The sequence below is a fragment of the Arsenicicoccus bolidensis DSM 15745 genome (assembly GCF_000426385.1).
GTDB lineage: Bacteria > Actinomycetota > Actinomycetes > Actinomycetales > Dermatophilaceae > Arsenicicoccus > Arsenicicoccus bolidensis.
The window spans coordinates 1-24,025 of record NZ_AUFG01000039.1 but is presented as its reverse complement, the minus strand read 5'-3'; the positions used below and the strand labels follow the sequence as shown (position 1 = coordinate 24,025).

18 protein-coding genes are annotated in these 24,025 nt (G+C 73.5%); 6 read left to right on the top strand and 12 right to left on the bottom strand.

What is annotated here, in order from left to right:
- Positions 1 to 22 precede the first annotated feature (22 nt).
- A complete protein-coding gene (locus K313_RS0116235) occupies positions 23 to 1,081 on the top strand; it encodes a glycosyltransferase (RefSeq protein WP_029212505.1) in 1,059 nt (352 codons plus the stop codon).
- Here the strand turns inward: K313_RS0116235 and K313_RS22640 are convergent.
- From K313_RS22640 to K313_RS0116205, 6 genes are read right to left on the bottom strand one after another with little or no spacing between them, the layout of a single operon-like run.
- Complete coding sequence (locus tag K313_RS22640) at positions 1,045 to 3,477, bottom strand: glycosyltransferase (protein WP_084412942.1); 2,433 nt, start codon at positions 3,475 to 3,477, stop codon at positions 1,045 to 1,047. The two genes, K313_RS0116235 and K313_RS22640, sit on opposite strands and share 37 nt — an antisense overlap.
- A complete protein-coding gene (locus tag K313_RS0116225; RefSeq protein ID WP_029212503.1) occupies positions 3,474 to 5,432 on the bottom strand; it encodes an O-antigen ligase family protein in 1,959 nt (652 codons plus the stop codon). Before K313_RS0116225 ends, K313_RS22640 begins: the two co-directional genes overlap by 4 nt.
- Before the next feature lie 51 nt (positions 5,433 to 5,483).
- Positions 5,484 to 6,047 (bottom strand): hypothetical protein, encoded by a 564-nt coding sequence (locus tag K313_RS0116220; RefSeq protein ID WP_019285568.1) that lies wholly within the window; start codon positions 6,045 to 6,047, stop codon positions 5,484 to 5,486.
- Entirely contained in the window at positions 6,044 to 7,210 is a 1,167-nt protein-coding gene (locus tag K313_RS0116215) for a glycosyltransferase (protein ID WP_205621892.1), read from the bottom strand. The genes K313_RS0116220 and K313_RS0116215 overlap by 4 nt, the downstream gene beginning before the upstream one ends.
- Entirely contained in the window at positions 7,207 to 8,766 is a 1,560-nt protein-coding gene (locus tag K313_RS21455; protein ID WP_029212501.1) for a lipopolysaccharide biosynthesis protein, read from the bottom strand. The genes K313_RS0116215 and K313_RS21455 overlap by 4 nt, the downstream gene beginning before the upstream one ends.
- Positions 8,763 to 9,953: a glycosyltransferase family 4 protein gene (locus K313_RS0116205; protein ID WP_051274181.1), complete on the bottom strand. Its 1,191-nt coding sequence runs from the start codon at positions 9,951 to 9,953 to the stop codon at positions 8,763 to 8,765. The genes K313_RS21455 and K313_RS0116205 overlap by 4 nt, the downstream gene beginning before the upstream one ends.
- A gap of 259 nt (positions 9,954 to 10,212) precedes the next feature.
- Between K313_RS0116205 and K313_RS22635 the strand changes: the two genes are divergently transcribed.
- Entirely contained in the window at positions 10,213 to 10,866 is a 654-nt protein-coding gene (locus tag K313_RS22635) for a prepilin peptidase (protein ID WP_156911430.1), read from the top strand.
- A 24-nt stretch (positions 10,867 to 10,890) separates the two neighbouring features.
- Complete coding sequence (locus tag K313_RS0116195; RefSeq protein ID WP_019285573.1) at positions 10,891 to 11,229, top strand: hypothetical protein; 339 nt, start codon at positions 10,891 to 10,893, stop codon at positions 11,227 to 11,229.
- Positions 11,230 to 11,359: 130 nt separating this feature from the next.
- On the opposite strand, the gene K313_RS0116190 is transcribed toward K313_RS0116195, so the two are convergent.
- The 5 genes from K313_RS0116190 to K313_RS0116170 form a co-directional block, all read right to left on the bottom strand.
- Positions 11,360 to 12,022, bottom strand: coding sequence for a DedA family protein (locus tag K313_RS0116190; protein WP_029212498.1), 663 nt, complete (start codon positions 12,020 to 12,022; stop codon positions 11,360 to 11,362).
- Entirely contained in the window at positions 12,019 to 12,507 is a 489-nt protein-coding gene (locus tag K313_RS0116185; RefSeq protein WP_029212497.1) for a GNAT family N-acetyltransferase, read from the bottom strand. Before K313_RS0116185 ends, K313_RS0116190 begins: the two co-directional genes overlap by 4 nt.
- A gap of 68 nt (positions 12,508 to 12,575) precedes the next feature.
- Positions 12,576 to 13,568 (bottom strand): quinone oxidoreductase family protein, encoded by a 993-nt coding sequence (locus K313_RS0116180; RefSeq protein ID WP_029212496.1) that lies wholly within the window; start codon positions 13,566 to 13,568, stop codon positions 12,576 to 12,578.
- Between the two features lie 154 nt (positions 13,569 to 13,722).
- Positions 13,723 to 14,253, bottom strand: coding sequence for a GNAT family N-acetyltransferase (locus K313_RS0116175; RefSeq protein ID WP_029212495.1), 531 nt, complete (start codon positions 14,251 to 14,253; stop codon positions 13,723 to 13,725).
- A 98-nt stretch (positions 14,254 to 14,351) separates the two neighbouring features.
- Entirely contained in the window at positions 14,352 to 17,405 is a 3,054-nt protein-coding gene (locus K313_RS0116170) for a glycine--tRNA ligase (protein WP_240483999.1), read from the bottom strand.
- 102 nt (positions 17,406 to 17,507) lie between these two features.
- Here K313_RS0116170 and pcrA point away from each other — a divergent pair, with 102 nt between their 5' ends.
- Complete coding sequence (gene pcrA, locus K313_RS0116165) at positions 17,508 to 19,961, top strand: DNA helicase PcrA (RefSeq protein ID WP_029212493.1); 2,454 nt, start codon at positions 17,508 to 17,510, stop codon at positions 19,959 to 19,961.
- A gap of 363 nt (positions 19,962 to 20,324) precedes the next feature.
- Here pcrA and K313_RS22630 read toward each other — a convergent pair whose 3' ends face one another.
- Positions 20,325 to 21,191: a M23 family metallopeptidase gene (locus K313_RS22630; RefSeq protein WP_029212492.1), complete on the bottom strand. Its 867-nt coding sequence runs from the start codon at positions 21,189 to 21,191 to the stop codon at positions 20,325 to 20,327.
- Between the two features lie 186 nt (positions 21,192 to 21,377).
- Between K313_RS22630 and K313_RS0116155 the strand changes: the two genes are divergently transcribed.
- Positions 21,378 to 21,779: a coenzyme B12-dependent isobutyryl CoA mutase small subunit gene (locus K313_RS0116155; RefSeq protein WP_034253744.1), complete on the top strand. Its 402-nt coding sequence runs from the start codon at positions 21,378 to 21,380 to the stop codon at positions 21,777 to 21,779.
- A 366-nt stretch (positions 21,780 to 22,145) separates the two neighbouring features.
- On the top strand, positions 22,146 to 24,025 hold a 1,880-nt coding region (locus K313_RS0116150), incomplete at its 3' end, for a M4 family metallopeptidase (RefSeq protein ID WP_029212490.1).

Here is a 24,025-nt window from a genome sequence, read left to right as displayed (position 1 = left end):
GGGCGTGAGAACGAGCACGACGATGGACTATCGCCTCCGCCCCCGCTGGGTCGAGCGCACCCGTTGCCTCACCGACGACCGGCCGGGGGACCCGGTCCGCCTCCTGCGCGTCCTGGCCGCGGCCCGCACGAGCGGTGTCCTGGTGCTCGACGGCACGAGCCGGGTGGACAAGGTCGCGACCGCGATCCTCGCCCGCACGCGACGCGGACCCGAGGTGCTCGTCGTCGACTGCTCGTGGAAGCTCGGTCCGGGCCGCCTCGTGGAGCTGGTCACGCGCGCCGGGGTGCGGGCGATGGCGGGGCCGCGGACGACCTTCGTGGCCCTGACCCGCGAGGGGCGCGACCAGTTCAGTCGCATCCACCGGGTCCCGGGGGACCGGGTCGTGAGCGTCCCGTGGCACCACGGCCTGGGCCCGGACGACCTGGCCGGCGCTCCCGGCCTGACCAGCAGCCCGCAGCGCTCCGACGGTCCCGCGGGCGCCGAGCCCGAGATCCGCCACGACGGCCCGGTGTTCAGCGGCGGCCGCACGGCCCGCGACTACCGCCCGCTGCTCGGCTGCGCCGCCGACCTGCCCGAGGGCACCGAGGTCGTCATCGCCACCGTGCCGGGCGGGCTGCCGCAGGGCGTGCCCGTGCCGGCCAACGTGCACGTGCGCACCGAGGTCGACCCCCCGGCGTTCCGCCGGGACCTGCGCCGCGCCTGCGTCGTCGTCGTCGCCCTCGAGCACCGGGACGACTGCGCGCCGGGGATCATGGTGCTGCTCGACGCGATGGCCCTGGGCAAGCTCACCGTGGTCACCGACACCCTCGGGGTCCGCGAGCACGTCGAGCAGGGCGTCACGGGGTTCGTCGTGCCGGCCGGGGACGCGGCGGCGCTGGGCGAGACGCTGCGCTGGTGCCTGGACCCCGCGCACGCCGCCGAGGCCGCGGACATCCGGGAGTCGGCGCGTGCGACGGCGCGGACGGCATACGCCCCGGAGGTGCACGTGGAGGCCCTGCTGGAGCAGGTGGGCCGGGCGCTCGAGCGCGCCGAGGCCCGTCGGGGTCAGTCCTCCCGCGCGGTGCCGAACACCTCGTCGTAGGCCGCGGCCACCACGGGGTCGGCGTACCGCTCGGCGTAGAGCGCGTGGGCGCCCTGCGCCTCGCGAGATCGGACGGCCGGGTCGACGAGTGCGGCCAGCGCCCGCGCCGCCTCGACGGCGTCGGGCACCACGGTCAGGCCCGGGCGGCTCTGTGTGGCGATCCCCTCCGCGGCCACCGGGGTGCTGACGACCGGGAGGCCGCGGGCGAGCCCGTCGAGCGTCTTGATCTTGATGCCGGAGCCGAAGCGCAAGGGGTTGACCAGGGCGCACATCCGCGACAGGGCCTCGTCCAGGTCGGGGACGAAGCCGTGCGCGACCACCCGGTCGCCGTGCCGGGCGGCGTCGGCCAGCAGGGACTCGTCGGCGTCGCGGCCGATGACGTGCAGCCGGGCGTCGGGCTGGAGGGCGAGCAGCTCGTCCATGCCCTCGCGCAGGAACCACCCGAGACCGTCGTGGTTGTGCGCGAGCGACAGCAGCCCGACGAAGGCGAACTCGGGCCGGCCGTCCCACCGGTCCGGCTGGTGCGACGTCTCGTCGAGCCCGGGGATCGACGGGGGCACCGCCACCACCGCTGCGCCGGTCTCCGCGCGCAGGTGGCGGGCCTCCTCGGCGTTGAGCAGCACGGACGTGGGGTTGGCGCGCGCGGCCCGGCGCTCCGAGCGCGCGACCCGACCCCGCTCGAAGCGCAGCAGGGCCTCGCGGGTGAGGGGCGCGCGGGTGAGCCAGTGCAGGCGGCTGGGGACGTTGTGCGAGAACTGACCCAGCGGGTCGAAGTCCGTGTCGATCCGCTTGTCCCGCAGGACCTCGAGCATGCGGGTGTAGCGCACGCTGAACAGGTCGTCGAGGTAGAGCACCCGGCGCCCGCGGAACCGGCGGCCGGCCACGTGCTGCTCCATGCGGACGGTGTCGATGATCTCGAGGTCGGGGTCGAGGTCGACCAGCGTCTGCTGGACGGTGGCGGCGACCCGCGGGCTGCCGAGGAAGGCCTCCTGCAGGCTCTGCCGGCGCAGGAGCACGCCGCGCACGAGCCCCACCAGCTGGTCCGTGCGGCTCGGCCGGCCCATCTCGTGCACCTGGACGCCCTCGAACTCGGCGGTGCGCCGCAGTGGCGCGCCGACGTGCAGATAGTGGATGTCCTCGGCCGGCAGCCGGGAGCGCAGGTGCCGCAGGAACCCGGCGATCACCATGGCCTTGCCGCTGTCGGAGGGGTATGGCGCCACGGCGCTGACCACGGCGACGGAGGTCACGGGGCCGTCGTGGAGCGACTCCGTGGGCGGGGTGACGAGCTGGGCGTAGAGCGAGCGCAGGCGATCCACCCAGACCGTCGCCGCGAAGGTGGTGTCGTGGCGGGCGCGTCCGGCCCGGCCGCACGCCTCGCGGCGGTGCGGGTCACGGGTCAGCGCGGTGATGGCGTCGGCGAGGGCGGCGGGGTCACCGACCGGCACGAGGAGCCCCGCGTCGTCGCCCACGATGTCGGGGATGCCGCCGACCCGCGTCGCCACGACGGCCGTGCTGGTCGCGAGCGCCGAGATCAGTGAGGTAGGCAGGGCGTCCTCGTGGCTGGGGTGGACGACGAGGTCGGCCGCGTGCAGCAGGGCGTCCACGTCGGAGCGGAAGCCCAGGACCCGCACGCGGTCCCGCAGCAAGGGGTCGCGCTCGACCTCGGCGCGGACCTCGTCGAGCAGGGGACCGTCACCTGCGAGCGCGAGGACGAACGGCAGCTCCGCGGGGAGGAGGCGGACCGCGTCCAGCGCGACCGCGTGGCCCTTCTCGGGGCGCATGAGCGACACGGTCACGCCGAGGACGGTGTCGTCGTCGACGCCGAGCTCGCGGCGCACCGCCGACCCCGTGCCCGAGGGGGAGGGCTCGCGCACGCCGTTGGGCACGAGCACGACGGGGGTGGAGGAGCGGAAGGCCGAGTACCACTCGCGCTGCGCCTCCGACAGGGCCACGACGCGGTCGAACATCGTGGCGCGCGCGGCCACGGCGGCCCGCACCCGGGCGCGGTGGGCCGCGCCCTGGGGGTCGGCCTCGATGACGTGCAGGGTGGAGACGGCGGGCACGCCGACCAGCCGCGCGGCGAGGCCGCCCACGAGGTCGGCGTGCTTGAGGTGGGTGTGGATGACGTCGGCGCCCTCGCGGCGGGCGATCGCGGCGACCCGGCGCACCGCCCGGAGGTCGTAGCGACCGGCGTGGAGCTGGTAGACCGTCGCCCCCGCCTCGGCGAGCCGGTGCGCCGCGCGGTCGTCCTCGGCGTCGGACAGGCCGACGACGACGATGCGCAGCCCGGCCTCGCGCGCGGTGCGGGCCAGCTCGACCAGGACGCTCTCGGCGCCACCGGCGCCGAGGGAGTGGATGACGTGGACGACGGTCATCGGTGCGCGTGCCGGGGTCATGGCTGCTCCGTAGGTCGATGGGGGTGCCGGGGGCGCTGAGGGTGGTCAGGGTGGTCAGGACGTCGCCGAGGACGCACCGCCGCCAGGATCGTCCGGGCGTGGGCGAGGGCCGCACCGAGGACCGCCCCGATCGTCATGGCGGCGGCCACCTCCGACCGGCCCGGGGTCTCGCGCCAGGTGGTGACGGTGCCCCAGCGGGTGCGAAAGAGGGTGTCGAGGCCGGCCCGTCGCACGGCGGCGTCCCCGGCGGCGGTGGCGTCGCGGGCCAGCCGGTCGGCCTGCTCCGGCGTCTCGGCCTCCGCGGACACGGAGACGAGGCCGGAGGCGGGGTCGCCCTGGGCGTCGACGGTGCGGCCGGAGGCGACGGACGTCAGGACGGCATAGGTCGGTGCGGTGACCTCGCGGGTGCGCAGGGACAGCAGGTAGGCGCTGGACGACTGCGGCTCGAGGTAGCCGACGACGTGGGCGTGGGCGGGCTGCGGCAGCGAGGTCACCACCAGCGCGGCGAGGGCGGCCCCGGCAGCGGCCAGGGGGACGGCATACGCCGGGGTGCGGTGCCGGTGCGGACGGGGCACCCGGTGGGCCCCGAGGGCCCGGGCCTGGGTGGCGAGGGCGGCGGCGAGCGCCACCACGAGATAGACGATGCGGGCGTAGGTGAGGTGCAGGAAGACGCTCGCGGCGCACCAGGCGAGCAGCCCGGCGACGCAGGCGGCGGCGTAGGGCCGCAGGCGCGCGGCGTCCGCGGACGGCAGGGACGGGAGGGCGCGCAGCACCCAGCCCGCCTGCCACAGCGCCACGGCGAGGATCGACAGGAAGGCCAGCAGCCCGACGAGCCCGATCTCGGCCCACAGCCCGAGGTAGAGGTTGTGCGGGGCGACGATCCGCTCGAGGTGCAGGTCGGTCGCTGAGGCGTAGTCGGGGAAGCGCGCGAAGTAGCCGCCGGGACCGACCCCCGTCAGCGGGTTGTCCTGGATCATCTTGGTCGCGACGGTCTGGGTGGCGATGCGCTCGCGCACCGAGCCGTCGACCGCGGCGAGCTGGCCGGACTCGGCCACCCCCAGCATCGAGAGCAGCCGGCTCCCGACGCCGGGCAGGACGAGCAGCAGCGGCACCACGACCACGGCGCCGGCGGCGAGGACCCTGCGGTCCAGGCCGCACAGGAGGAGGTAGAGGCCGGCGCCCACCAGGGCGGCGAGCATGGTCCCGCGCGAGCCGGTGAGGTAGACGCCGACGAGCAGCGCGCCGAGGCAGCCGAGGGGCACGAGCGCGAGCAGCCGGCGCCCTCGCTGCAGGCACTCCTGGACCAGCGCCAGCGCGAACGGGAGGCCGAGGACCAGGAAGCGCCCCCAGAAGTTGGCGTCCGGCAGCGGACCGGCGTGCCGCTTGGTGACGACGCCCACCCCCTCGGCCGTCGTGACGGTCTCGAAGCCCCCGAAGGTCGCCGTGTTGCCGAGCACCCACTCGTTGAGGGCACCGAGCAGGCAGATCGCCGCCATGGGCAGGACCATCGCCGCGGCGACCAGCCACCAGCGCCGAAGGCCGCTCGCCAGCAGGCACACGACCACGACGAAGACCAGCTCCTTGAGCACCCCCAGCACCGCCGCCGAGCCCCAGTCCGGCTCGACGCCGGTCCGCAGGAAGGCCACGCCGTCGAGGTCGGCCAGCTGGCTGGACAGGGCCGTGGCCAGCACGTATGCCGAGACCGCGCCCACCGTGGCCCAGGGGACGGCCACGCGCTGGACGAGGCATCGCCCCACCACGACGAGCAGGCCGAGCGCGAGCAGGGCGAGGAACGGCGACACGGGCACCCGCCCCTCGAGCACCCCCGAGGCGCCGGAGAACTCGACGGCGACCATCCCCGCGAGCAGCAGCGTGGCGGCGGCGGACGACGGCAGCGCGGCTCGCGGCTGGTCGACGTCCGCGCTGCGGGAGCGCTCGAGGGTGGCGGGGGTCATGTCGTCTGTCGTCTGTCGGCTGTCGTCTGAGGTCTGTCTGTTCAGGTCTCGTCAGCCGGCCCGGCGACGGCTGAGCGTCGAGCCGGCGCCCGCGGCGAGGATGGCCGTGAGCAGGCCGGCCAGCAGGGCGACCACGAGCTTGAGCGGGGTGGACAGGCCACCCGACTCGGGGGTGGAGGGCTCGGTGCTGAGGGTGGTGACCGTGTAGGGCGCGAGCACCTTGCCGATCTCGGGGGTGGCCGACGCGACGACCCGCTCGAGCGCGGAGGTCACCTGGCCGGGGTCGCTGCCCGCGGCCCGGACCGTGACGACGGCGCTCGGCGCGACGTTGCCGGCCGTGACCTCGACCTTCGAGCCCTCGGGGAGCCACCGCTTCTGGGAGTAGACCTCGGCCGCGGTGGCGATGACCTGGCCCCGGCTCAGGCTGTCGAAGAGCGCGGCGCTGTCGTTGGCGCTGGCGACCTTCTGCGGCACGACGACGACGTCCATCGTCGAGGTGTAGGTGCCCGGGCGGGACAGGAGGAAGCCACCCACGACGAGGGCGGCGAGCAGGCCCGCGACGAGGGCGGGCAGCAGGCGGCCGAGCCCGCGGCTGCGGGTGGTGTCGGTGGTCATGCGTTCTCCTTGGGTTCCGTGCGGGACGGGTCGATGAGCTCGGCGTAGAGGTCGTGCAGGGCGCGGGTCCAGGTCTGCATGGAGAAGGTCTGCTCGGCGCGACGCCGCGCGGCCTCGCCGTAGGCCGCGCGGGCGCCGGGGTCGGACAACAGCCGGGACAGCTCGCGCGCGAGGGCGGGGACGTCGCCGACGGGGACCACCTGTCCGGTCTCGCCGTCGAGCACGACGTCGCGGGTGCCGCCGGCGTCGGTGGCCACCACGGGCAGGCCGCACGCGGCGGCCTCGACGAGCGAGGTGGGCAGCGCCTCGGTGAACGAGGCGGACACGACCCCGTCGACCCCGGCCAGCAGGTCGGGGACGTCCTCGCGCCGCCCCAGGAGGTGGACGCGCCGCTCGAGGCCGAGCTCGCGCACGCGCGCCTCGATCGCCGGTCGGTGCGTTCCCTCGCCCACGACGAGCAGGTGGGCGTCGGGATGCTGCTCGACGACCCTGGCCCAGGCCTCGACGAGCGGCACGTGCCCCTTGGGCTCGCGCAGGGCCGCCACGACCGCCCAGACGGGCGCGCCGTCGGGGACCGGGACGTCCTGGGGGAGCCGCCGCCGCGCCGTGGAGTAGCGGTCCACGTCGATGCCGTTGGGGATGCACCGCCAGCTGGCGGTGGCCGGTCCGTAGTGGCGGGCGTAGCCGTCATATGCTGCCTGGGAGACGAGGACGAGCCGCCCGAGGGTGGCCGGGACGAGGACCGACAGACCCTCCTTGACCCGGTCGGCGCGGGACCCGAGCTGCGGCACGAGGTGCAGGGTCGCGACGCAGGGGACCCCGGCGAGGCGGGCGGCCAGCGGCACGAGGGTCGCGGAGTAGCCCAGGTGGGCGTGGACGACGTCGGCGCTGCTGGCGCGCAGGGTCCGGGCCAGCCGGATGACGCCGATCGGGTCCAGCAGGCGCCGCACCCCGAGATAGGTGGGGGCGAGCCCGAGGGCCTGGAAGCGGTCGAGCATGGCGTCCTTGCCCTCGCGGCCGGCCGGACCGAGGCTGGCGACGGCGAGGTCCAGGTGGAGGTCCTGGCCGGCCGCGTGGTCGGCGGACACGTGCCGGGCCAGCTCGACGACGAGGTTCTCCGCCCCGCCGAAGCTGAAGGAGTCGAGGACGTGCAGCACTCTCACGAGGCACCTCCGGGTCGCAGCAGGCGGGTGACGCGGGGCAGGGCCTGCCGGTCGACGAGGGCGAGGGCACCGACGTAGACCAGGGCGCCCACCACCACCTCGAGGACGAGCAGGAGGAAGGGCTGCTGCAGCGGGACGAACCGGTCGACGAGCGTGACGGCTCCCGCCATGACCAGGGCGCTCAGCGTGGCCGGGGCGACCGCCCGCAGCTGGGACGCGACGGGGATGCCGAGGACGCGGTCGGTGACGACGAAGCGCAGCAGGGTGAACAGCACGTGGCACGCGAGGAAGGCCACGGCCACGGCGAGGGTGGAGCGTCCGGCCGCGATCCACAGGACGGGCGCGAAGACCGCGACCTGGGCGAGGGCCAGGGTGTTGAGCAGACCGGCGTGCCCGGTGGCCTTGTAGACCTCGCCGGAGTGGAAGCCCAGGGCGTAGACCGCGGAGTAGCAGCCGAGCACGACCAGGATGGGCTCGGACAGGACGTACTGGTCGCCGAAGACCGTCTCGACGACGGGACCGGCCGCCGCGGCCAGGCCGAGCCCGGCGGGGACGGTGAGGGTGGCGACGGCGGCGATGGCCCGCAGGTAGTGCTCGCGCAGCGCCTCGCGGTCGTCCTGCAGCCGTGAGAACGAGCTGAACAGCACCTGGCCGACGACAACGCACACCCCGATGACGACCAGCTCGGGCAGGCGGAAGGCCATCGTGTAGTAGCCGAGCTCGGTCTCGCCGAGGCGTCGACCGATGCTGAAGTAGTCGAGGTTGTCGATGACCAGGGCCAGCAGGGCGAGCAGCGACAGCGAGCCGCCGAAGCGCAGCAGCTCGCCCGCCACCGGGCGGTCCCAGCCGAGGTGGCGGTCGGCCGGCTCGGTGAGGGGGGAGGCGGTGGGCTCCGCGCTCGCCATACGGGCCCTGCGTGTCAGCCGCAGGTAGACGAGCCAGTAGAGGACGGCCATCGTGGCGGTGGCGGCGACCTGGCCCCAGACCAGGCTCCACGCCCCGGCGCCCGCGAGCGCCATGGAGATCGAGACGGCCGCCTTGACCAACGCGCCGCCCAGCTCGGGCAGCGTGCGCTCCTTGAAGGCCAGGTGGCGGCGCAGCGCGGCGTCGGGGAAGACGGCGAGGCCCTGCAGCAGCATCGACACGGACAGGGCCTGGATGAGCGGGACGAGGGCGTCGTTGCCCAGCAGGGCGGCGAGCCAGGGCGCCGTGACGAGACAGAGCAGCCCGAAGCCCAGCGCCAGGACCAGCGTGAGCGCGGCGCCCGTGGGGGCGATGCGTCGCCACGACCCGGAGTGCTGCACGAGCGCGGTGCCGACGCCGAGGTCCTTGAGCCGGTCGAAGATGTTGATCGCGAGCAGCGCGAGGGCCACCAGGCCGAAGGCGTCCGGGGCTAGCAGACGGGCCAGGACGACGGTGGAGACGAAGGTGACGAGCTTGCTGCCGCCGTACTGCAGGACGTTCCAGACGGTGCTGGCGCCGACCCGACGGGCGGGCGTGGAGCGGGACTCCTCCTCGGGCGGCGGGTGGTGCTCGTCGGTGACGTGCTCGCTCATCGCGGGTCCGGGAGGCCGTCGAGCAGGGTCGCGGCCACGTCGTCCCACGAGGCGCCGCCGGCCAGGCCCGCCCGGCCGGCGTCGCCGAGCCGGGCCGCGAGGCCGGGGTCGCGCAGCAGGGTGACGATGCCGTCGGCGAGCCGGTCGGCGTCCGCGGGCGGGACGACGAGGCCGGTGCGCCCGTCCTGGACCACGGCCGGTATGTCGCCCACCGCCGTCGCGACCGCCGGCCGCGCGAAGGTGTGGGCGAGGTGCGCGACCCCGCTCTGGCTGGCCCGGCGATAGGGCAGGACCACCGCCCGCGCCCGCTCCAGGATCCCCGGGACGTCCTCGACCGCGACGTAGCCGTCGCGCAGCTCCACGCCGGGCAGGCCGGCGACCCGGCGGCGCAGGGCGTCCGCATCGACGTCGGCGCTGACCGACCCGGCGATGGTGAAGGTCGCGTCGGGCACCTGCTCGCGCACCCGGGGCCAGACCTCGAGGACGTCCTCGAGGCCCTTGTAGCCGGTGACGGTGCCGAAGAACACCAGGTGGGGGGCCGTGGAGGCGGCGCTCGTGGGGGTGTCGGTGCGGAAGACGTCCTCGTCGCCGTGCGGGATCACGCGGACCGGGCCGGTCACCGGCCAGGTCTCAAGGACCACCCGGCGGGCGCTCTCGCCGAGGACGTAGACGACGTCGACGGTCGCGTAGGCGGCGCGCAGGGCCTGGTAGGTGGGCCCGCTGTCGTTGTAGAGACCGTCCTGGCCGGGCTGCTCGACGAGCGGACGCGGCTCGTGCGCCACGATCCCGAGGGTGGCCCGGGGGGCGAGGCGTCGCGCCGCGACCACGCCCCAGCCGTCCACCGGGAAGCGCCAGGCCGACCACAGGACCACGTCGGGCCGGCTGCGACGGATCTCGAGCAGGAGGCGCACCCACGCGGCGTGGTGCTGACCGGCCCGGACGACGCGGCGGGCCTTGCGCCACAGCTCGGGGGCGTCCGCCCCGGCGGTCGGGTGCCAGGTCGGCAGGATCGCCTCGACGGTGCAGCCCTGCTCGCGCGACGCGAGCTCGGGGGAGGGGCCGGTCACCACGCGCACGGACTGGCCGCGGCGGGCGAAGCCCTCGCCCAGCTGCACGGCGAACTGGAAGAGGCCGCCGGCGGGCGGCAGCTCGACCAGCATGATGCGTCGACGGGCGGGCAGCGGCACGGGGGAGAACCTCCAACGGGGCGGGGCGGGGCGACAGGGATGGGGGCAGGGGCGCGGGCAGGACGAACGCCCGGTCCAGGGTAACGAGACGGCATCGGCGGCCACGCCCTAACGGCGAAACCGCCTGTGGACGACGCGACGCACGCCGGTGCCGACCTGGCCTATCGTCAGGTGGTCGCGCCAGGTGAGCCGGTCGTCGTGTCGGGGCGACCGTGCGACGGCTCGACGGCTCGACGAGGACGTCCGTGAGGAGGAGGGCATGCAGGGGAGCGGGATCGTGCTCGTGGCCGTCCTGGGTCTGCTCGTGGGGCACCGCCTGGACGCGTGGCTGCGGGCGGGGACCTATCGCCGAGACAGGGACCTGGTCCGGCGGCCCCGGGCCTCACGCTGGGTGCGGCCCGCGTCCGTCGCGCTCCCGGCTCTCGCCTGGTGGCAGCTCTGCGCCCACGACCGGGCCCCGCTCGCGGTCGTCGTGGTGCCCCTCGCCTGGCTCATGGTGGCGCTGGCGGCGATCGACCTGGACGTCCACCGGCTGCCCGACGCGCTGCAGCTGCCGCTCTATCCCGTCCTGGCCGTCGCGCTGACGGCCGTTGCCGCGGTCACCCGAGACGGCGAGGCGCTGCTGCGCTCGGCGATGGCGGTCGTCGTCGTCCTCCTCATCGGAGGTCTGCTGTGGCTGACCGCGCCGCGCCAGGGGCTGGGCCTCGGGGACGTCAAGCTCGCCGGCCTGCTGGCGGCGGTCCTGGCTCAGCTCGGCTGGTCGCAGGTCCTGCTGGGCCTGTGGGCGGGCTTCGCGCTGGGTGGGGTGGTGGCGGCGGCGCTGCTGGTGACGCGTCGGGCGGGCCGCCGGGACCACCTGGCCCTCGGTCCACCGCTCATGCTCGGCGCGCTGCTGGCCGTCCTCGCCGGGTGACGCCGGCACCGTAGAATCCGGGCCATGACCCTCGCACTCCTCGTCCTGCACTACCTCACGCTCGCGCTGCTCGTCTTCGGCTACGTCCAGAGCATCGAGCCCGGCGCCGCCACCAAGCTCATGGCGTGGGGCGCTCGGCTGCAGCTCCTGTCCGGCCTGGCGCTCGTCGTCCTCGAGGAGATGGAGGGCAACGCGCCCCACATGTTCATCGGCATCAAGCTGCTGGTCATGCTCGGTGTCGTGGCGCTGACCGAGATCTCGCACGCCCGTGGCCGCCGCGGGGAGGCCAAGCCCGCCCTGCTGCACGCCGCGGCTGCTCTCGTGGTGGTCAACCTGATCGTGGCCTACACCCTGCCCCACTGATCGCAGCCCCTGCTCTTGGCTGCCTGGACCGTATGCCGACGGCCCGGCCTCCTCGCGGTGACCCCGCTGGAGGCCGGGCCGTCCGTCATACCGGCGCTCGGTGCTCTGCCGGTCTGACCTTGACGTCGGCTCAGCCCTGGGCCTCCACGGCGGCCACGGCCTCCGGATGGTGCTCGGAGAAGTGGTCGACGGCGCGGCGCACGCTACGACCGAGGAGCGTCGAGGCGAGCAGCCCTCCGACCAGGAAGGCGGCGAGCCCTGCCCACGCAAAGGTCTTGAGCCAGTGCTCGGCGACGGTGCCGAGGAGGTAGACGCCGTAGGTCGTGCCGAACGCCCAGAGGATGCCGCCGAGAGCGTTGGCGGGCAGGAACCGGTGGTAGGGCAGCCGCAGGACGCCGGACAGCGGACCGGCGAAGATCCGCAGGAGCGCCACGAAGCGGCCGAAGAACACGGCCCACATGCCGTGCCGGGCGAAGACGGCTTCGGCATAGGCGATCTCCTTGGCGCCGAAGTGGCGCGGGAACCGTCGCCGCAACCAGACGAGCAGCCGCTGGCCGAAGTGGTGACCAATGCCGTAGCCGATCGAGTCGCCCATGATCGCGCCCGCGGAGCCGGCGACGGCCACCCACAGCGGGCTGACGTCGAGCTCGTGGTGGGCCGACAGCAGCGCGGCCGCGACGAGCGTGACCTCACCGGGCAGGGGGACGCCCATGGACTCCAATGAGATGACGAGCGCGACGACGAGGTAGACCGCGAGCGGTGGGATCGACAGGAGGAGCTGGTCGACGGTCACGCGCGCTGCTCGGCGCGCCGGGCGACCCTGGCGAGGGCGTCCCCGTGGAGTCGTTGCGTCCGCCACTCCTCGAGCGGCTCGGCGCCGAGGGAGCGGTAGAACCGGATGGCAGGGGCGTTCCAGTCCAGGACGGTCCACTCGACCCGGGTGTAGCCCCGCTCCACGGCCCGCGCGGCGAGGCCCTCGAGGAGCATGCGCCCGAGGCCGGCTCCGCGGTGCTCCGGCTCGACGAAGAGGTCCTCGAGCCAGATGCCGTGCCGCCCCGTCCACGTCGAGAAGGTCAGGAACCACACGGCCAGCCCGACGACCTCGCCGTCGACCTCGGCCACGTCGGCGTGGACGGCCGGGTCACCGTGGTCGGGGAAAAGCGCCGCCTGCAGGTCGTGGGACGTGGCGGTGACCGCGTCGCTCTGCCGCTCGTAGGCCGCGAGGTCGCGGACGAGGCGGTGCAGGGCGGGGACGTCGTCGACGGTGGCGGGCCGGATGGTGGGTGGGGTGGCCGCGGAGGGTGCGGCGGGGGTCGTGGGCCGGGCGGCCGCGGGCTCGATGTCGGTCACGGGACGAGCAGGACCTTGCCGGAGGTGCGCCGGCCCTCGAGGGCGTCGTAGGCAGCGCGGGCGTCGGTGAGCGGGTGCCGGGAGTCGATGGCGATGTCGAGGGAGCCGTCCGCGATCAGGTCGAGGACCTCGCCCGACCGGGCGAGCAGCTCGTCCCTGCCGGCGATGTAGTGGGCGAGGGTGGGGCGGGTGAGGTAGAGCGAGCCACCCTGGTTGAGCCGCTGCGGGTCGAGCGGGGGGACCGGGCCGCTGGCGGCGCCGAAGAGCACGAGCAGGCCCCGGGGCCGCAGGCTCGCCATGGACGCGTCGAAGGTCGCCTGCCCGACGCCGTCGTAGGCCACGTCGACACCACGCCCGGCCGCCTCCTTGACGGCGCTCGCGAGGCTGTCGGCGGTGTCGTGCTCGCGGTAGTTGATGACGTGGTCGGCGCCGCGGTCGCGGGCGATGGCGAGCTTGTCCTCGCTGCCGGCGGTCGCGACGACCGTCGCGCCCTTGGCCTTGAGCAGCTGGACGAGCAGCTGCCCGACGCCGCCCGCCGCCGCGTGGACCAGCGCGACCGTCTCGGCGGTGCAGGGATAGGTGTCGTTGACCAGGAAGTGGGCCGTCATCGCCTGCAGCATCGCGGCTGCGGCGACGTCGAGCTCGACGCCGTCGGGCACCGGGACGAGGCTGGCGGCGGGGACGGTGGCGACGGAGGCGGCGCTGCCGAGCTGCATGGCCCAGGCGACGCGGTCGCCGGGCGCGACCTCGGTGACGCCCTCGCCGACGGACTCGACGGTGCCCGCGCCCTCCATGCCGAGCACGAACGGCGTCTCGACGGGATAGACCCCGCCGCGCTGGTAGGTGTCGATGAAGTTGACCCCGCTGGCCGCGACCGTGACGCGGGCCTGGCCGGGACCGGGGTCGGGGACCTCGCGCTCCTCGACGCGGAGCACGCCGGAGTCACCGGGCTCGGGGACGATCAGGGCTGAGGCGGTCAGGCTCGTCATGGCCAAACCCTACCGGGGGCGGATGCATCGACCGGCCTTCGTCCCCCAGGCCGCCGGACCTACCTCAGGTAGGCACATCAGCCGGGGTTCGCATGCCAGGCGGATGTTCCTACCTGAAGTAGGAACATCCGCCGGGGTTCGCACGCGCGCCTCGTCACAGCGCGATCCAGTAGCGGCGCTGGCGCGCCCCCGGCGCGTGCTCGCGCACGTCCTCCAGCTCGCCGCCGTTGCGCTCGATGACCGCGGCCGACGCCAGGTTGGTGTCGTCGCAGGTCACGAGGATGCTGTCGAGGTCGAGCCGCCGGGCCCGGGGGAGGACCTCACCGAGCGCCCAGGTGGCCAGCCCGCGCCCGCGGGCCGACGGCCGTATGCCGTAGCCCACGTGGCCGCCGACCTCGAGCAGGTGCGGGTTGAGCGTGTGACGGAGCTGGATCGCGCCGAGGTAGCTGTCATCGTCCGCGACCCACAAGGTGGTGGCCGGCACGTAGCCGTGGGGACGCTCGGACGTCGGGTCGGCCTGCAGCAGCAGCTGCTCCACCCAGTCTGCGAAGCCCGCTGCGCTGCGGAGCGCAGGGACGTCAGCCGGGAGCGAGGCCCCGTCCTGGTGGACGCCCGGTCCCCACTCGTCGAGCGATGCCAGCCAGGAGCGGTGCAGACGGGTGGTCGGGGCGATCAGCTGCGGCATACGGCCCACCCTCCCAAAAGATCGTGAGGGTTTCCCCCAACTTCTTCGAGGAAACCCTCACGATCTCGGGTCAGGGGGTTCGGGTGGGGCGGGTCAGGTCAGGCCAGGGCCGTCGACAGCGCGGACCAGTCGACCTGGCGCGGCGCCGCGGCGCGGACCGAGGCCAGCAGCCCCAGCCGGGCGGCCCGCACCTCGGGGTCCTCGGCCATGACCAGGATGTCGTCGAAGAACCGCGCCACCGGGTCGACCAGCGCCTTGCCCTGCGTCGCGAAGGTCTCGAGGTCGGCGCTCGACCCCTCGGGCAGGCCCTCGAGGGCCTCGCGCAGCTCGACCTCGGCCGGCTCGGTGAGCCGGGAGGCGTCGTATGCCGTCGCGGTGCCGTCTGGCACGATCCGCCCGATGCGCTGCAGGGACGCCACGATCGACCGGAATCCCTCGTCGCCGCGCAGCGCCTCGGCCTGGGCGAGCGCCGTGGTGGCCTCGCCGGGGGTGGCGGCACCGGGCAGGACGGCGTCGATGAGGTGCACCGAGGTGCCCTCGTCGCGCAGCAGCTGGGCATAGCGCCCGACCGTGAACTCCAGCGCGGCGTCGACGGACTCGTCGGACACCTCGACGCCCTGGGACCGCAGCCGGACCGCGGCGGCCTCGAGCCCGGAGCGGATGGACAGGTCGGCGAGCGCCTGGCCGACGGGGCCCTGGTCGCGCAGGATCCGCACGACGCCGAGGGCGGCGCGGCGCAGGCCGAAGGGGTCGGAGGACCCGGTGGGCTTGGCGCCGATGGCGAACATCGCCATAAGCAGGTCGAAGCGGTCGCCGAGAGCCAGCAGGGCGCCGGGCACGGACGCGGGCAGGGCGTCGGCGCTGGTCTTGGGCTGCTCGGTCTCGTAGAGCGCGTCCGCCACGGCTTGGGGCTCGCCGGTGCGGACGGCATACTCGCGGGCGACGAAGCCGGCCAGGGAGGTCATCTCGGTGACCATCTGGGTGGCGAGGTCGTACTTGGCGAGAGCGCCTGCGCGCGTGAGGGTCTCGCGGTCGGCGGCGCTGAGGCGGACCTGGTCGGCGAGGGCGCCAGCGACGTCGGCGATGCGGCGGGCGCGCTGCCCGACGGAGCCGAGCCGGTCCTCGAAGGTCAGCTGGTCCAGGCCGGGCACGAAGGACTCGACGGAGTCGGTCTGCAGGTCGGCGTTCCAGAAGAACAGGGCGTCCTCGTAGCGCGCCCGGATGACCGACTCGTTGCCGGCCTTGACGGTGGCGTCGTCGCACAGGCCGTTGGCCATCGTGACGAAGTGCGGCAGCAGGTCCCCCGAGGCATCCAGCACGGGCAGGTAGCGCTGGTGCTTGCGCATGACCGTCGTCAGGATCTGCGCCGGCAGGTCGAGGTAGCGCTCGTCGAAGTCGCCGAGCACGCCGTGCGGCTCCTCAACGAGGTTGGTGATCTGGTCGACCAGGGACGCCTCGGCGGCTACGTCGACGCGGCCGCCGGCGCGGGTGGCCAGCGCCTCGGCCTGCTCGACGACGGCGGCGCGGCGCGCCTGGGTGTCCAGCACGATGGCGCCGCGGGCGATGGTGGGCAGGAGCTCGTCGGACGAGGGCACGTCGACGTGGCCCAGCAGGACGCCGTCGCGACGCTCCTGGCGCTCGGCACCACCGGTCGTGCGCTGCAGGTAGGTCTCGCGCCCGGCGACGACCTCGGACACCTGGACGGGCACGACGGTCTCGCCCCACAGCGCCACCAGCCAGCGGATCGCGCGGGAGAAGGACAGGGAGGGGTCGGACCAGCGCATGTTCTTCTCGGCGCGCAGCCCCGTCACGACCTCGGCGAGCAGCGGGGTCAGGACGTCCATGACGGTGCGGCCGGGCTGCTCGACCACGACGCACGCGTGCTCGGCGCCCTGCACCTCCAGGCGCTGGACCTGGTCGACCGAGACCTTCTGGCCCCGGGCGAATCCCTCGAGCGCCTTGGTGGGGTTGCCCGCGGCGTCATACGCGGCCTGCCACTTGGGGCCCTTGCGGACCTGCTCGGTGTCCGGCTCCCGGGCGGCCACGGACTCGATGACGGCGACGATGCGCCGGGGGGTGCCGTCGACCCGTATGGCGCCGTGCTCCAGCCGGGTCGCCGCGAGGCGCTCGGTGAGGGCGGCGCGGACCTGCTCGATGGTCGCGGGCACGACGTGCGGCGGCAGCTCCTCGACACCGATCTCGAACGCCAGGGTCTGCGGCTCGGCCGGCAGCGTGGACTCGTCCACGGTGGGCAGCGCGTCCGCCGCGGCCTCGAGGGGCCGCATCAGCGGGTGGCCCAGCTCGGCGCGACGCTCGATCCACAGGGCCGCGGTGTCGCGCATGAGCCGACGCATCGTGGCGAAGGCGCGCGCCCGCTCGGTCGTGGAGATGGCGCCGCGGGCGTCGAGCACGTTGAACGCGTGCGAGGACTTGAGGATGTAGGAGTGCGCGGGGACCGGGAGGCGGGCCTCGACCATGCGCGTGGCCTCGGCGACATAGCTGTCGTAGAGCGCGCGGTTGGTCTCGACGGACGCGTCGTCGAGGTAGTAGCGGCTCATCTCGTACTCGGACTGGCCGAAGGCCTCGCCGTAGGTGATGACCTCGCCGGAGGGCTTGCGGGCGTAGGCGATCTCCTTGAAGTGCGTCACGCCCTGCACGGCCATGAGGATGCGCTCGACGCCGTAGGTCAGCTCGACGGGGATGGGGTCGAGGTTCTGCCCGCCCACCTGCTGGAAGTAGGTGAACTGGGTGATCTCCATGCCGTCCAGCCACACCTCCCAGCCGAGGCCCCACGCGCCGATGGCGGGCTGCGCCCAGTTGTCCTCGACGAAGCGCACGTCGTGGGCGGCGAGGTCGATCCCGAGCGCCTCGAGGGACCCGAGGTAGAGCTCCTGCGGGTCGCCGGGCTCGGGCTTGAGGATGACCTGGAACTGCGTGTGCGTCTGGAGGCGGTTGGGGTTCTCGCCATACCGGCTGTCGTCGGGCCGCACGGAGGGCTCGACGTAGGCGACGTCCCAGGGCTCCGGTCCGAGGACCCGCAGGACGGTCGCGGGGTTCATCGTCCCCGCTCCCACCTCGGTGTTGAAGGGCTGCACGGAGAGGCAGCCCCGCTGGGTCCAGTAGTCGGACAGGATGCGGAGGGCGTCTTGCATGGTCAGCACCCGCACAGCCTACGTGGTTCGGCGGCGTCGGCCCGTCACCGAGACCCGTCCGGCGAGGGTCTGTCAGTGGTGGGCCGTAGTCTTGTCGCTGCGATGGAATCCCTCTTCGACGACCTGCCCATGTCCCCTCCCACCCCCGCGATGCGCCCGGCCGCGGCCTCCGGCGACGTCGACGAGTCCGGCCTGCCCGCCTGGGCGCTGTCCGACGACGTGCCGCCTCCGACGGACGCCGACGCTCCTCCGGTCGACGACGGGTCGTATGCCGCCGCGCCCGGCCTCCACGGGGGCACCGGACGGGGCGCGTTCGCCGCCTCGCGCGATCCCGAGCAGATCGTGGCGGGCCTCAACCCGCAGCAGCGCGAGGCCGTCGTCCACGAGGGCGGGCCGCTGCTCATCGTGGCCGGCGCCGGCTCGGGCAAGACCCGCGTCCTCACGCAGCGCATCGCCTACCTCCTGGCGGCGCGCGGGACCCAGCCGGGCGAGATCATGGCGATCACCTTCACCAACAAGGCGGCCGCCGAGATGCGCGAGCGCGTCGAGGCCATCGTCGGGCCGCGGGCCAAGGCGATGTGGGTGTCGACCTTCCACTCGGCGTGCGTCAAGATCCTGCGCCGCGAGGCCAAGGCGGTGGGGCTGAGCTCGAGCTTCTCGATCTACGACGCCGCCGACTCCCAGCGCCTGATGGCGATGGTGCTGCGGGACATGGACCTCGACCCCAAGCGCTACCCGCCGCGGTCGTTCAGCCACCAGGTGTCCAACCTCAAGAACGAGCTGGTCGACGAGGAGACCTACCGAGACCGCCTGGGGGAGAGCGCGACCCACCAGGAGCGCCTGCTCGGCGAGGCCTACGTCGACTACCAGCGCCGGCTGCGCCAGGCCAACGCGATGGACTTCGACGACCTGATCATGACGACGGTCAACATCCTGCAGGCCTTCCCGCAGATCGCGCAGCACTACCACCGCCGGTTCCGGCACATCATGGTGGACGAGTACCAAGACACCAACCACGCGCAGTACGAGCTGGTCCGGCAGCTCGCGGGCGGGCCGACGGTCGAGGGCGAGCTGCCGATGGCCGAGCTCGTCGTCGTGGGCGACGCGGACCAGTCGATCTACGCCTTCCGCGGCGCCACGATCCGCAACATCGTCGAGTTCGAGCAGGACTACCCGCAGGCGCGCACGATCCTGCTGGAGCAGAACTACCGCTCGACCCAGACGATCCTGCAGGCCGCCAACGCCGTCATCGCCAAGAACCCCGACCGGCGCAAGAAGTCGCTCTGGTCCGACCAGGGTGACGGCGCGCCGATCGTGGGCTACGTCGCGGACAGCGAGCACGAGGAGGCGTCCTTCGTCGCGCAGTCCATCGACCGGCTCGGCGACGAGCACGGGGTCAAGCCGCGCGACGTCGCGGTCTTCTACCGCACCAACGCGCAGTCCCGTGCCCTCGAGGAGGTGTTCGTGCGGGTCGGCCTGCCCTACAAGGTGGTCGGCGGCACCCGCTTCTACGAGCGCCGCGAGGTCAAGGACGCGCTCGCCTACCTGCGGGTGATCGCCAACCCCGAGGACACCGTCAACCTGCGCCGGATCCTCAACGTCCCCAAGCGCGGCATCGGCGACCGCGCCGAGGCGTGCGTGGCGGCGCTGGCCGAGCGGGACCGCACGAGCTTCGTGGCGGCGCTGGGCCACCCCGAGGACGCGCCGGCGATCGCCACCCGGTCGGTGACGGCGATCAAGGGCTTCACCAAGCTGCTCGAGGGGCTGCGCGAGGTGCGTGACGCCGGAGGCGGCGTCGGCGAGCTGCTCGAGGCGGTCGTGGACCGCTCCGGCTACCTCGCCGAGCTGCAGGCCAGCCACGACCCGCAGGACGAGACCCGCATCGAGAACCTCAACGAGCTCGTCGCCGTGGCACGGGAGTTCGACGAGACCTATCCCGAGGGTGGGCTCGACGACTTCCTCGAGCAGGTGTCGCTGGTCGCCGACTCCGACGAGATCCCGGACGAGGACGACGGCTCCGGCGTGGTCACCCTCATGACCCTGCACACCGCCAAGGGCCTGGAGTTCCCGGTCGTCTTCCTCACCGGCATGGAGGACGGCACCTTCCCGCACAGCCGCGCCCTGGGCGACAGCAAGGAGCTCGAGGAGGAGCGGCGCCTGGCCTACGTCGGCATCACGCGGGCCCGCGAGCGGCTGCACCTGTCCCGCGCCGCCGTCCGATCCGCCTGGGGGCAGCCGCAGTTCAACCCCGCCTCGCGGTTCCTCGACGAGATCCCCGACGAGCTGCTGGACTGGCAGCGCACCGAGTCCGCCCTGATGGGGCGGTCCTCGGCGCCGACGGTCGCTCGCCTGGGCGGCATGCGGCAGGCGCGCGGCCCGGCCAGGCCGGTGCCGTCCCTGTCCGCGGGCGACCGGGTCAACCACGACTCGTTCGGCCTCGGCTCGGTCGTGCGCGTGGAGGGCGTCGGCCCCAAGTCCATGGCGACCGTCGACTTCGGCGGCGACACCGGCGTCAAGCGCTTCCTGCTCGGGATCGCCCCGCTCGAGAAGCTCTAGCGAACGGTCTGCCACCCGATCCCGGGCACGACACGACCCGCTCGACGGCCCCCCAAGGCCGGGCGCTCTTGGCGGACGGCACCCCGAGACCTCCGGGGCGTGCGGCAGCGCTCGCTCAGCCCAGCGGGGCGAAGCCCTGAGCGGTGAGCAGTCGCGCTATCAGGTCGTTCCCCTGCTGGGAGGGATGGGTGTAGTCCACCGCGGCGCAACCAGCTGCTGCACAACGGGCCGACGCTGCGGATGGGGCTGTTGCGGCACAACGGAATTCGTGGAACGACCACTCAGATATGCAGCAGTTGTGCACGCCGCGTGCCGTCGCGGCGGGGCGGCGTGGTGTGCCGGGTTCGCGCTGGGAGCGCGGGGTCAGACGCCGACCTTGCGCTTGCGGAGCTCGATCTCGGGGTCGGCGGCGTCCTTGAGGTTCGGGTCGCCGTGCGGGTGGATCTCGAGGTGCAGGTGCGGTCCGGTGGAGCGGCCGCTGTTGCCGGACAGCCCGATCGTCTGGCCGGCACCGACCTTGGCGCCCAGCGCGACGTCGGCGCGGCTGAGGTGGGCGTATCGAGCCAGGCTCCCGTCGGTGAACGTCACGTCGATGTAGGTGCCGTAGACACCGTGCCCCGTCTTGACGTCGGTGATCACGCCGGTGGACAGGGAGCGCAGGGGGGTGCCGATCGGAGCCGCGAAGTCCAGGCCGTGGTGGACGCCACCCCAGCGGGGGCCGAAGCGCGAGGTCAGGCGGTAGGGACCGCCCATGGGGCCGACCCACGCAGGGGGAGCGGGTTTGGCCGGGGTGGCGGCCGCGGGCGCGGCCGGGGGAGCGGCGATCGCCGCGGGGACGGTCACCGTCGACGGCGTCGTGGCGGAGCGGTAGAGCGCGCGGGGGACGGCGACGGTGCGGACCGAGCGGTCGGCGCGGTCCAGCCGGCTGGACCGCCGAGCGAGGAGCGAGGAGGTGTCCTCGGCCGGTGCGGGGGCCACGGCGGCGGGGGCCAGGGCGACCGGGGCCGCGGCGGGCACGCTCGCCGCGACGCGAGAGGCGGCCTGCGCCGACCCGGTCCGGGCGTCGTCGCCACCCACGGTGGTGACGGTGACGGCCACGGCGACGGCCGTCAGGGTCGTGACGGCTCCTGCCATGGCGAGGCGGGGGCGAGGACGGGTGCTGCCGCTCGCGCGGTGCCGACCGGAGCTGCCGTGGACGTGCGCAACCTCGGACAGAGGGGGGAGGGGCATGCGGGGCTACCTGACATCGGCGGGCGAGGGGGCAAGTCAGGCTAACCCGTGATGTTTTCGTTACGCAATGCGGGCGTACGGGTGAAGCGGTCCCTCTGACCTGCGCAGATCCACGTCCAGGCTCAGCCACGTGGCACGCATCACCCCGCCGGTGCCGAGCGGGTCCCCCTGGGCTAGGCTGGCGGCATGAGCGAGTCCAGGTTGCGAATCCTTGTGGCCAAGCCGGGTCTTGACGGCCACGACCGTGGTGCAAAGGTGGTGGCTCGCGCGCTGCGTGACGCCGGCATGGAGGTCGTCTACACCGGCCTGCACCAGACCCCCGAGCAGATCGTCGAGGCGGCGATCCAGGAGGATGCCGACGGTGTCGGTCTGTCCGTCCTGTCCGGCGCCCACATGACCTTGTTCAAGAAGGTGATCGACCTCCTGCAGGCCAAGGAGGCATCCGACATCGTGGTCTTCGGCGGCGGCATCATCCCCGAGGACGACATCAAGCCGCTCAAGGACATGGGCGTGGCCTATGTCTTCACCCCTGGGGCCACCACCACCGAGATCGTCGAGTGGGTCACCTCCAACGTCGAGGCCCACTGAGCTCGGCAGATCGCAACGCACCCCCTCTGGACCATCAGGGGCATCCTCGCCGGACCGGCGAGGGTGCCCCTTCCTCATGCCCGCCGTCACGGCCCTCGCGCGGGCGTGCCGGTGCCTGGACGCGACCTGGTAATGACCTGACCACATGTAACGCCATGTCACACATTCCCGGGTAATCGGCCTGAAGTGGGTCAAAGCGCCACCCGTTCGGCCCAACTTGACTCACCGGTATTTACACCCGAACGAGGGTGTGTGAGATTCCGTGCACCGGTCGGCGGGCCCATCAGGACAGCTCACGTCCCCCACCTCCGGTCCCCCTCGGCAGCGCTCTGCTCGGCGCTGCCGCGTACCCGCAGGAGCCATCTCATGAAGCGAATCACCATCGGAGCTGCGTTCGCGATCGCGTGCGCCACGGCCGCCATGCCCCTGGTCGTCACGGGCGCCCAGGCCGCCGACCAGAGCGGCAGCGGCAACGACAAGGCCCCGGTCTTCGTCGCCGCCGACACCCGCGCAGGCCTCGTCAAGGCCGCCCAGGCGGACTCCGCCGCGCTCGTCAAGGCCGTCGGCCTGTCCGCCGACGACGCGTTCGTCGTCAAGGACGTCATCAAGGACGCCGACGGCAGCTCGCACGTCCGCGTCGACCGCACCTACAAGAAGGTGCCCGTCGTCGGCGGCGACCTGGTCATCCACCGCGACGCGTCCGGCAAGGTCACGGGTCACGACGGCACCTTCGACGGCGCCATCACGATCGACCTGTCGCCCAAGGTGTCCAAGGCCCAGGGTGAGGCCAGGGCGCTCGCCGCGGCCAAGGAGCACAACGGCGACAAGGGCCTGGCGGGTGCGGCCGTCAAGCAGACCGGCCTGGTCCTCTACGTCGACGGCGCCGGCACGCAGCACCTCGCCTACGAGGTGCGCACCACGGGCGTCGAGAAGGACAAGACCCCGTCGCGCATCGCGAGCCTGGTCGACGCCGACACCGGGGCCAGCCTGCGGTCGTACGACGAGATCCACCAGGGCAGCGGCACCGGCATCTACGTCGGCGGCGTCCCGCTGTCGACGACCTACTCCGGCGGCACCTACTCGCTGCGCAACCCCTCGACGGGCAACTACACGACGGACTCGGGCAACACGACGACGACCGGCACGACGATGACGGACGCCGACGACCGCTGGGGCACCGGATCCAACAGCAACCGCCAGAGCGCCGCCGTCGACGCGCAGTTCGGCGCCGACAAGACCTTCGAGTACTTCAAGACGACCATGGGCCGCAACGGCATCTGGAACGACGGTCGTGGTGCCCGCTCGCGGGTCCACTACGACAGCAACTACACCAACGCCTTCTGGGACGGCAGCCAGATGACCTACGGCGATGGGGCCGGCAACGCCAACCCGCTCACCGAGCTCGACGTCGCCGCCCACGAGATGACGCACGGCGTCACGCAGAACACCGCCGGCCTCGTCTACTACGGCGACGCCGGTGGCCTCAACGAGGCGTCCTCCGACATCCTCGGCGCCGGCGTGGAGTGGTACGCCAACCTGGCGTCCGACAGCCCTGACTACCTCATGGGCGAGCAGATCGACCTCAACGGCAACGGCACCCCGCTGCGCTACATGGACAAGCCGTCCAAGGATGGCCAGAGCTACGACTGCTGGAACTCCTCGATGAACAGCTGGCCGGCCAAGGGCACGGGTGACCCCCACCTGACGTCCGGCCCGCTCAACCACTGGTACTACCTCGCCTCGGAGGGCTCGGGCGCCAAGAGCATCAACGGCGTCTCCTACAACAGCCCGACCTGCAACTCCTCGACCGTGACGGGCGCGGGCCACGACAAGATCGAGAAGATCTGGTACCGCACGCTGTCCACCAAGCTCACCTCCGCGTCGCGCTACACGGCGGCCCGCGAGGGAGCCATCCAGTCGGCGATCGAGCTGTATGGCGCCTCGAGCCAGGCCTGCGCGTCGGTGGAGAAGGCGTTCAGCGCCATCAACGTGCCCGCCGGCACGGCCAGGTGCTCCAGCACGACGCCCACCCCGACGCCCACGCCGACCCCGACCCCCACCCCCACGCCGGGCAGCAACGCCGTCGTCAACGGCGGCTTCGAGTCCGGCCAGACCGGCTGGACCGGCACCACCGGCCCCATCACCAACAACGCCGGACGCCCCGCCCACACCGGCACCTGGAAGCTCTGGCTCGGCGGCAACGGCACCACCGCCACCGAGTACCAGCAGCAGACCCTGACCGTCCC

Bases quoted from the DNA above. Each gene is read 5' to 3' on its own strand.
- K313_RS22640 (WP_084412942.1), bottom strand. From the start codon at position 3,477: ATGACCCCGGCACGCGCACCGATGACCGTCGTCCACGTCATCCACTCC.
- K313_RS22635 (WP_156911430.1), top strand. From the start codon at position 10,213: ATGCAGGGGAGCGGGATCGTGCTCGTGGCCGTCCTGGGTCTGCTCGTG.
- K313_RS22630 (WP_029212492.1), bottom strand. From the start codon at position 21,191: ATGCCCCTCCCCCCTCTGTCCGAGGTTGCGCACGTCCACGGCAGCTCC.
- K313_RS0116195 (WP_019285573.1), top strand. From the start codon at position 10,891: ATGACCCTCGCACTCCTCGTCCTGCACTACCTCACGCTCGCGCTGCTC.
- K313_RS21455 (WP_029212501.1), bottom strand. From the start codon at position 8,766: ATGAGCGAGCACGTCACCGACGAGCACCACCCGCCGCCCGAGGAGGAG.
- K313_RS0116180 (WP_029212496.1), bottom strand. From the start codon at position 13,568: ATGACGAGCCTGACCGCCTCAGCCCTGATCGTCCCCGAGCCCGGTGAC.
- K313_RS0116225 (WP_029212503.1), bottom strand. From the start codon at position 5,432: ATGACCCCCGCCACCCTCGAGCGCTCCCGCAGCGCGGACGTCGACCAG.
- K313_RS0116235 (WP_029212505.1), top strand. From the start codon at position 23: ATGGACTATCGCCTCCGCCCCCGCTGGGTCGAGCGCACCCGTTGCCTC.
- pcrA (WP_029212493.1), top strand. From the start codon at position 17,508: ATGGAATCCCTCTTCGACGACCTGCCCATGTCCCCTCCCACCCCCGCG.
- K313_RS0116220 (WP_019285568.1), bottom strand. From the start codon at position 6,047: ATGACCACCGACACCACCCGCAGCCGCGGGCTCGGCCGCCTGCTGCCC.
- K313_RS0116170 (WP_240483999.1), bottom strand. From the start codon at position 17,405: ATGCAAGACGCCCTCCGCATCCTGTCCGACTACTGGACCCAGCGGGGC.
- K313_RS0116175 (WP_029212495.1), bottom strand. From the start codon at position 14,253: ATGCCGCAGCTGATCGCCCCGACCACCCGTCTGCACCGCTCCTGGCTG.
- K313_RS0116155 (WP_034253744.1), top strand. From the start codon at position 21,378: ATGAGCGAGTCCAGGTTGCGAATCCTTGTGGCCAAGCCGGGTCTTGAC.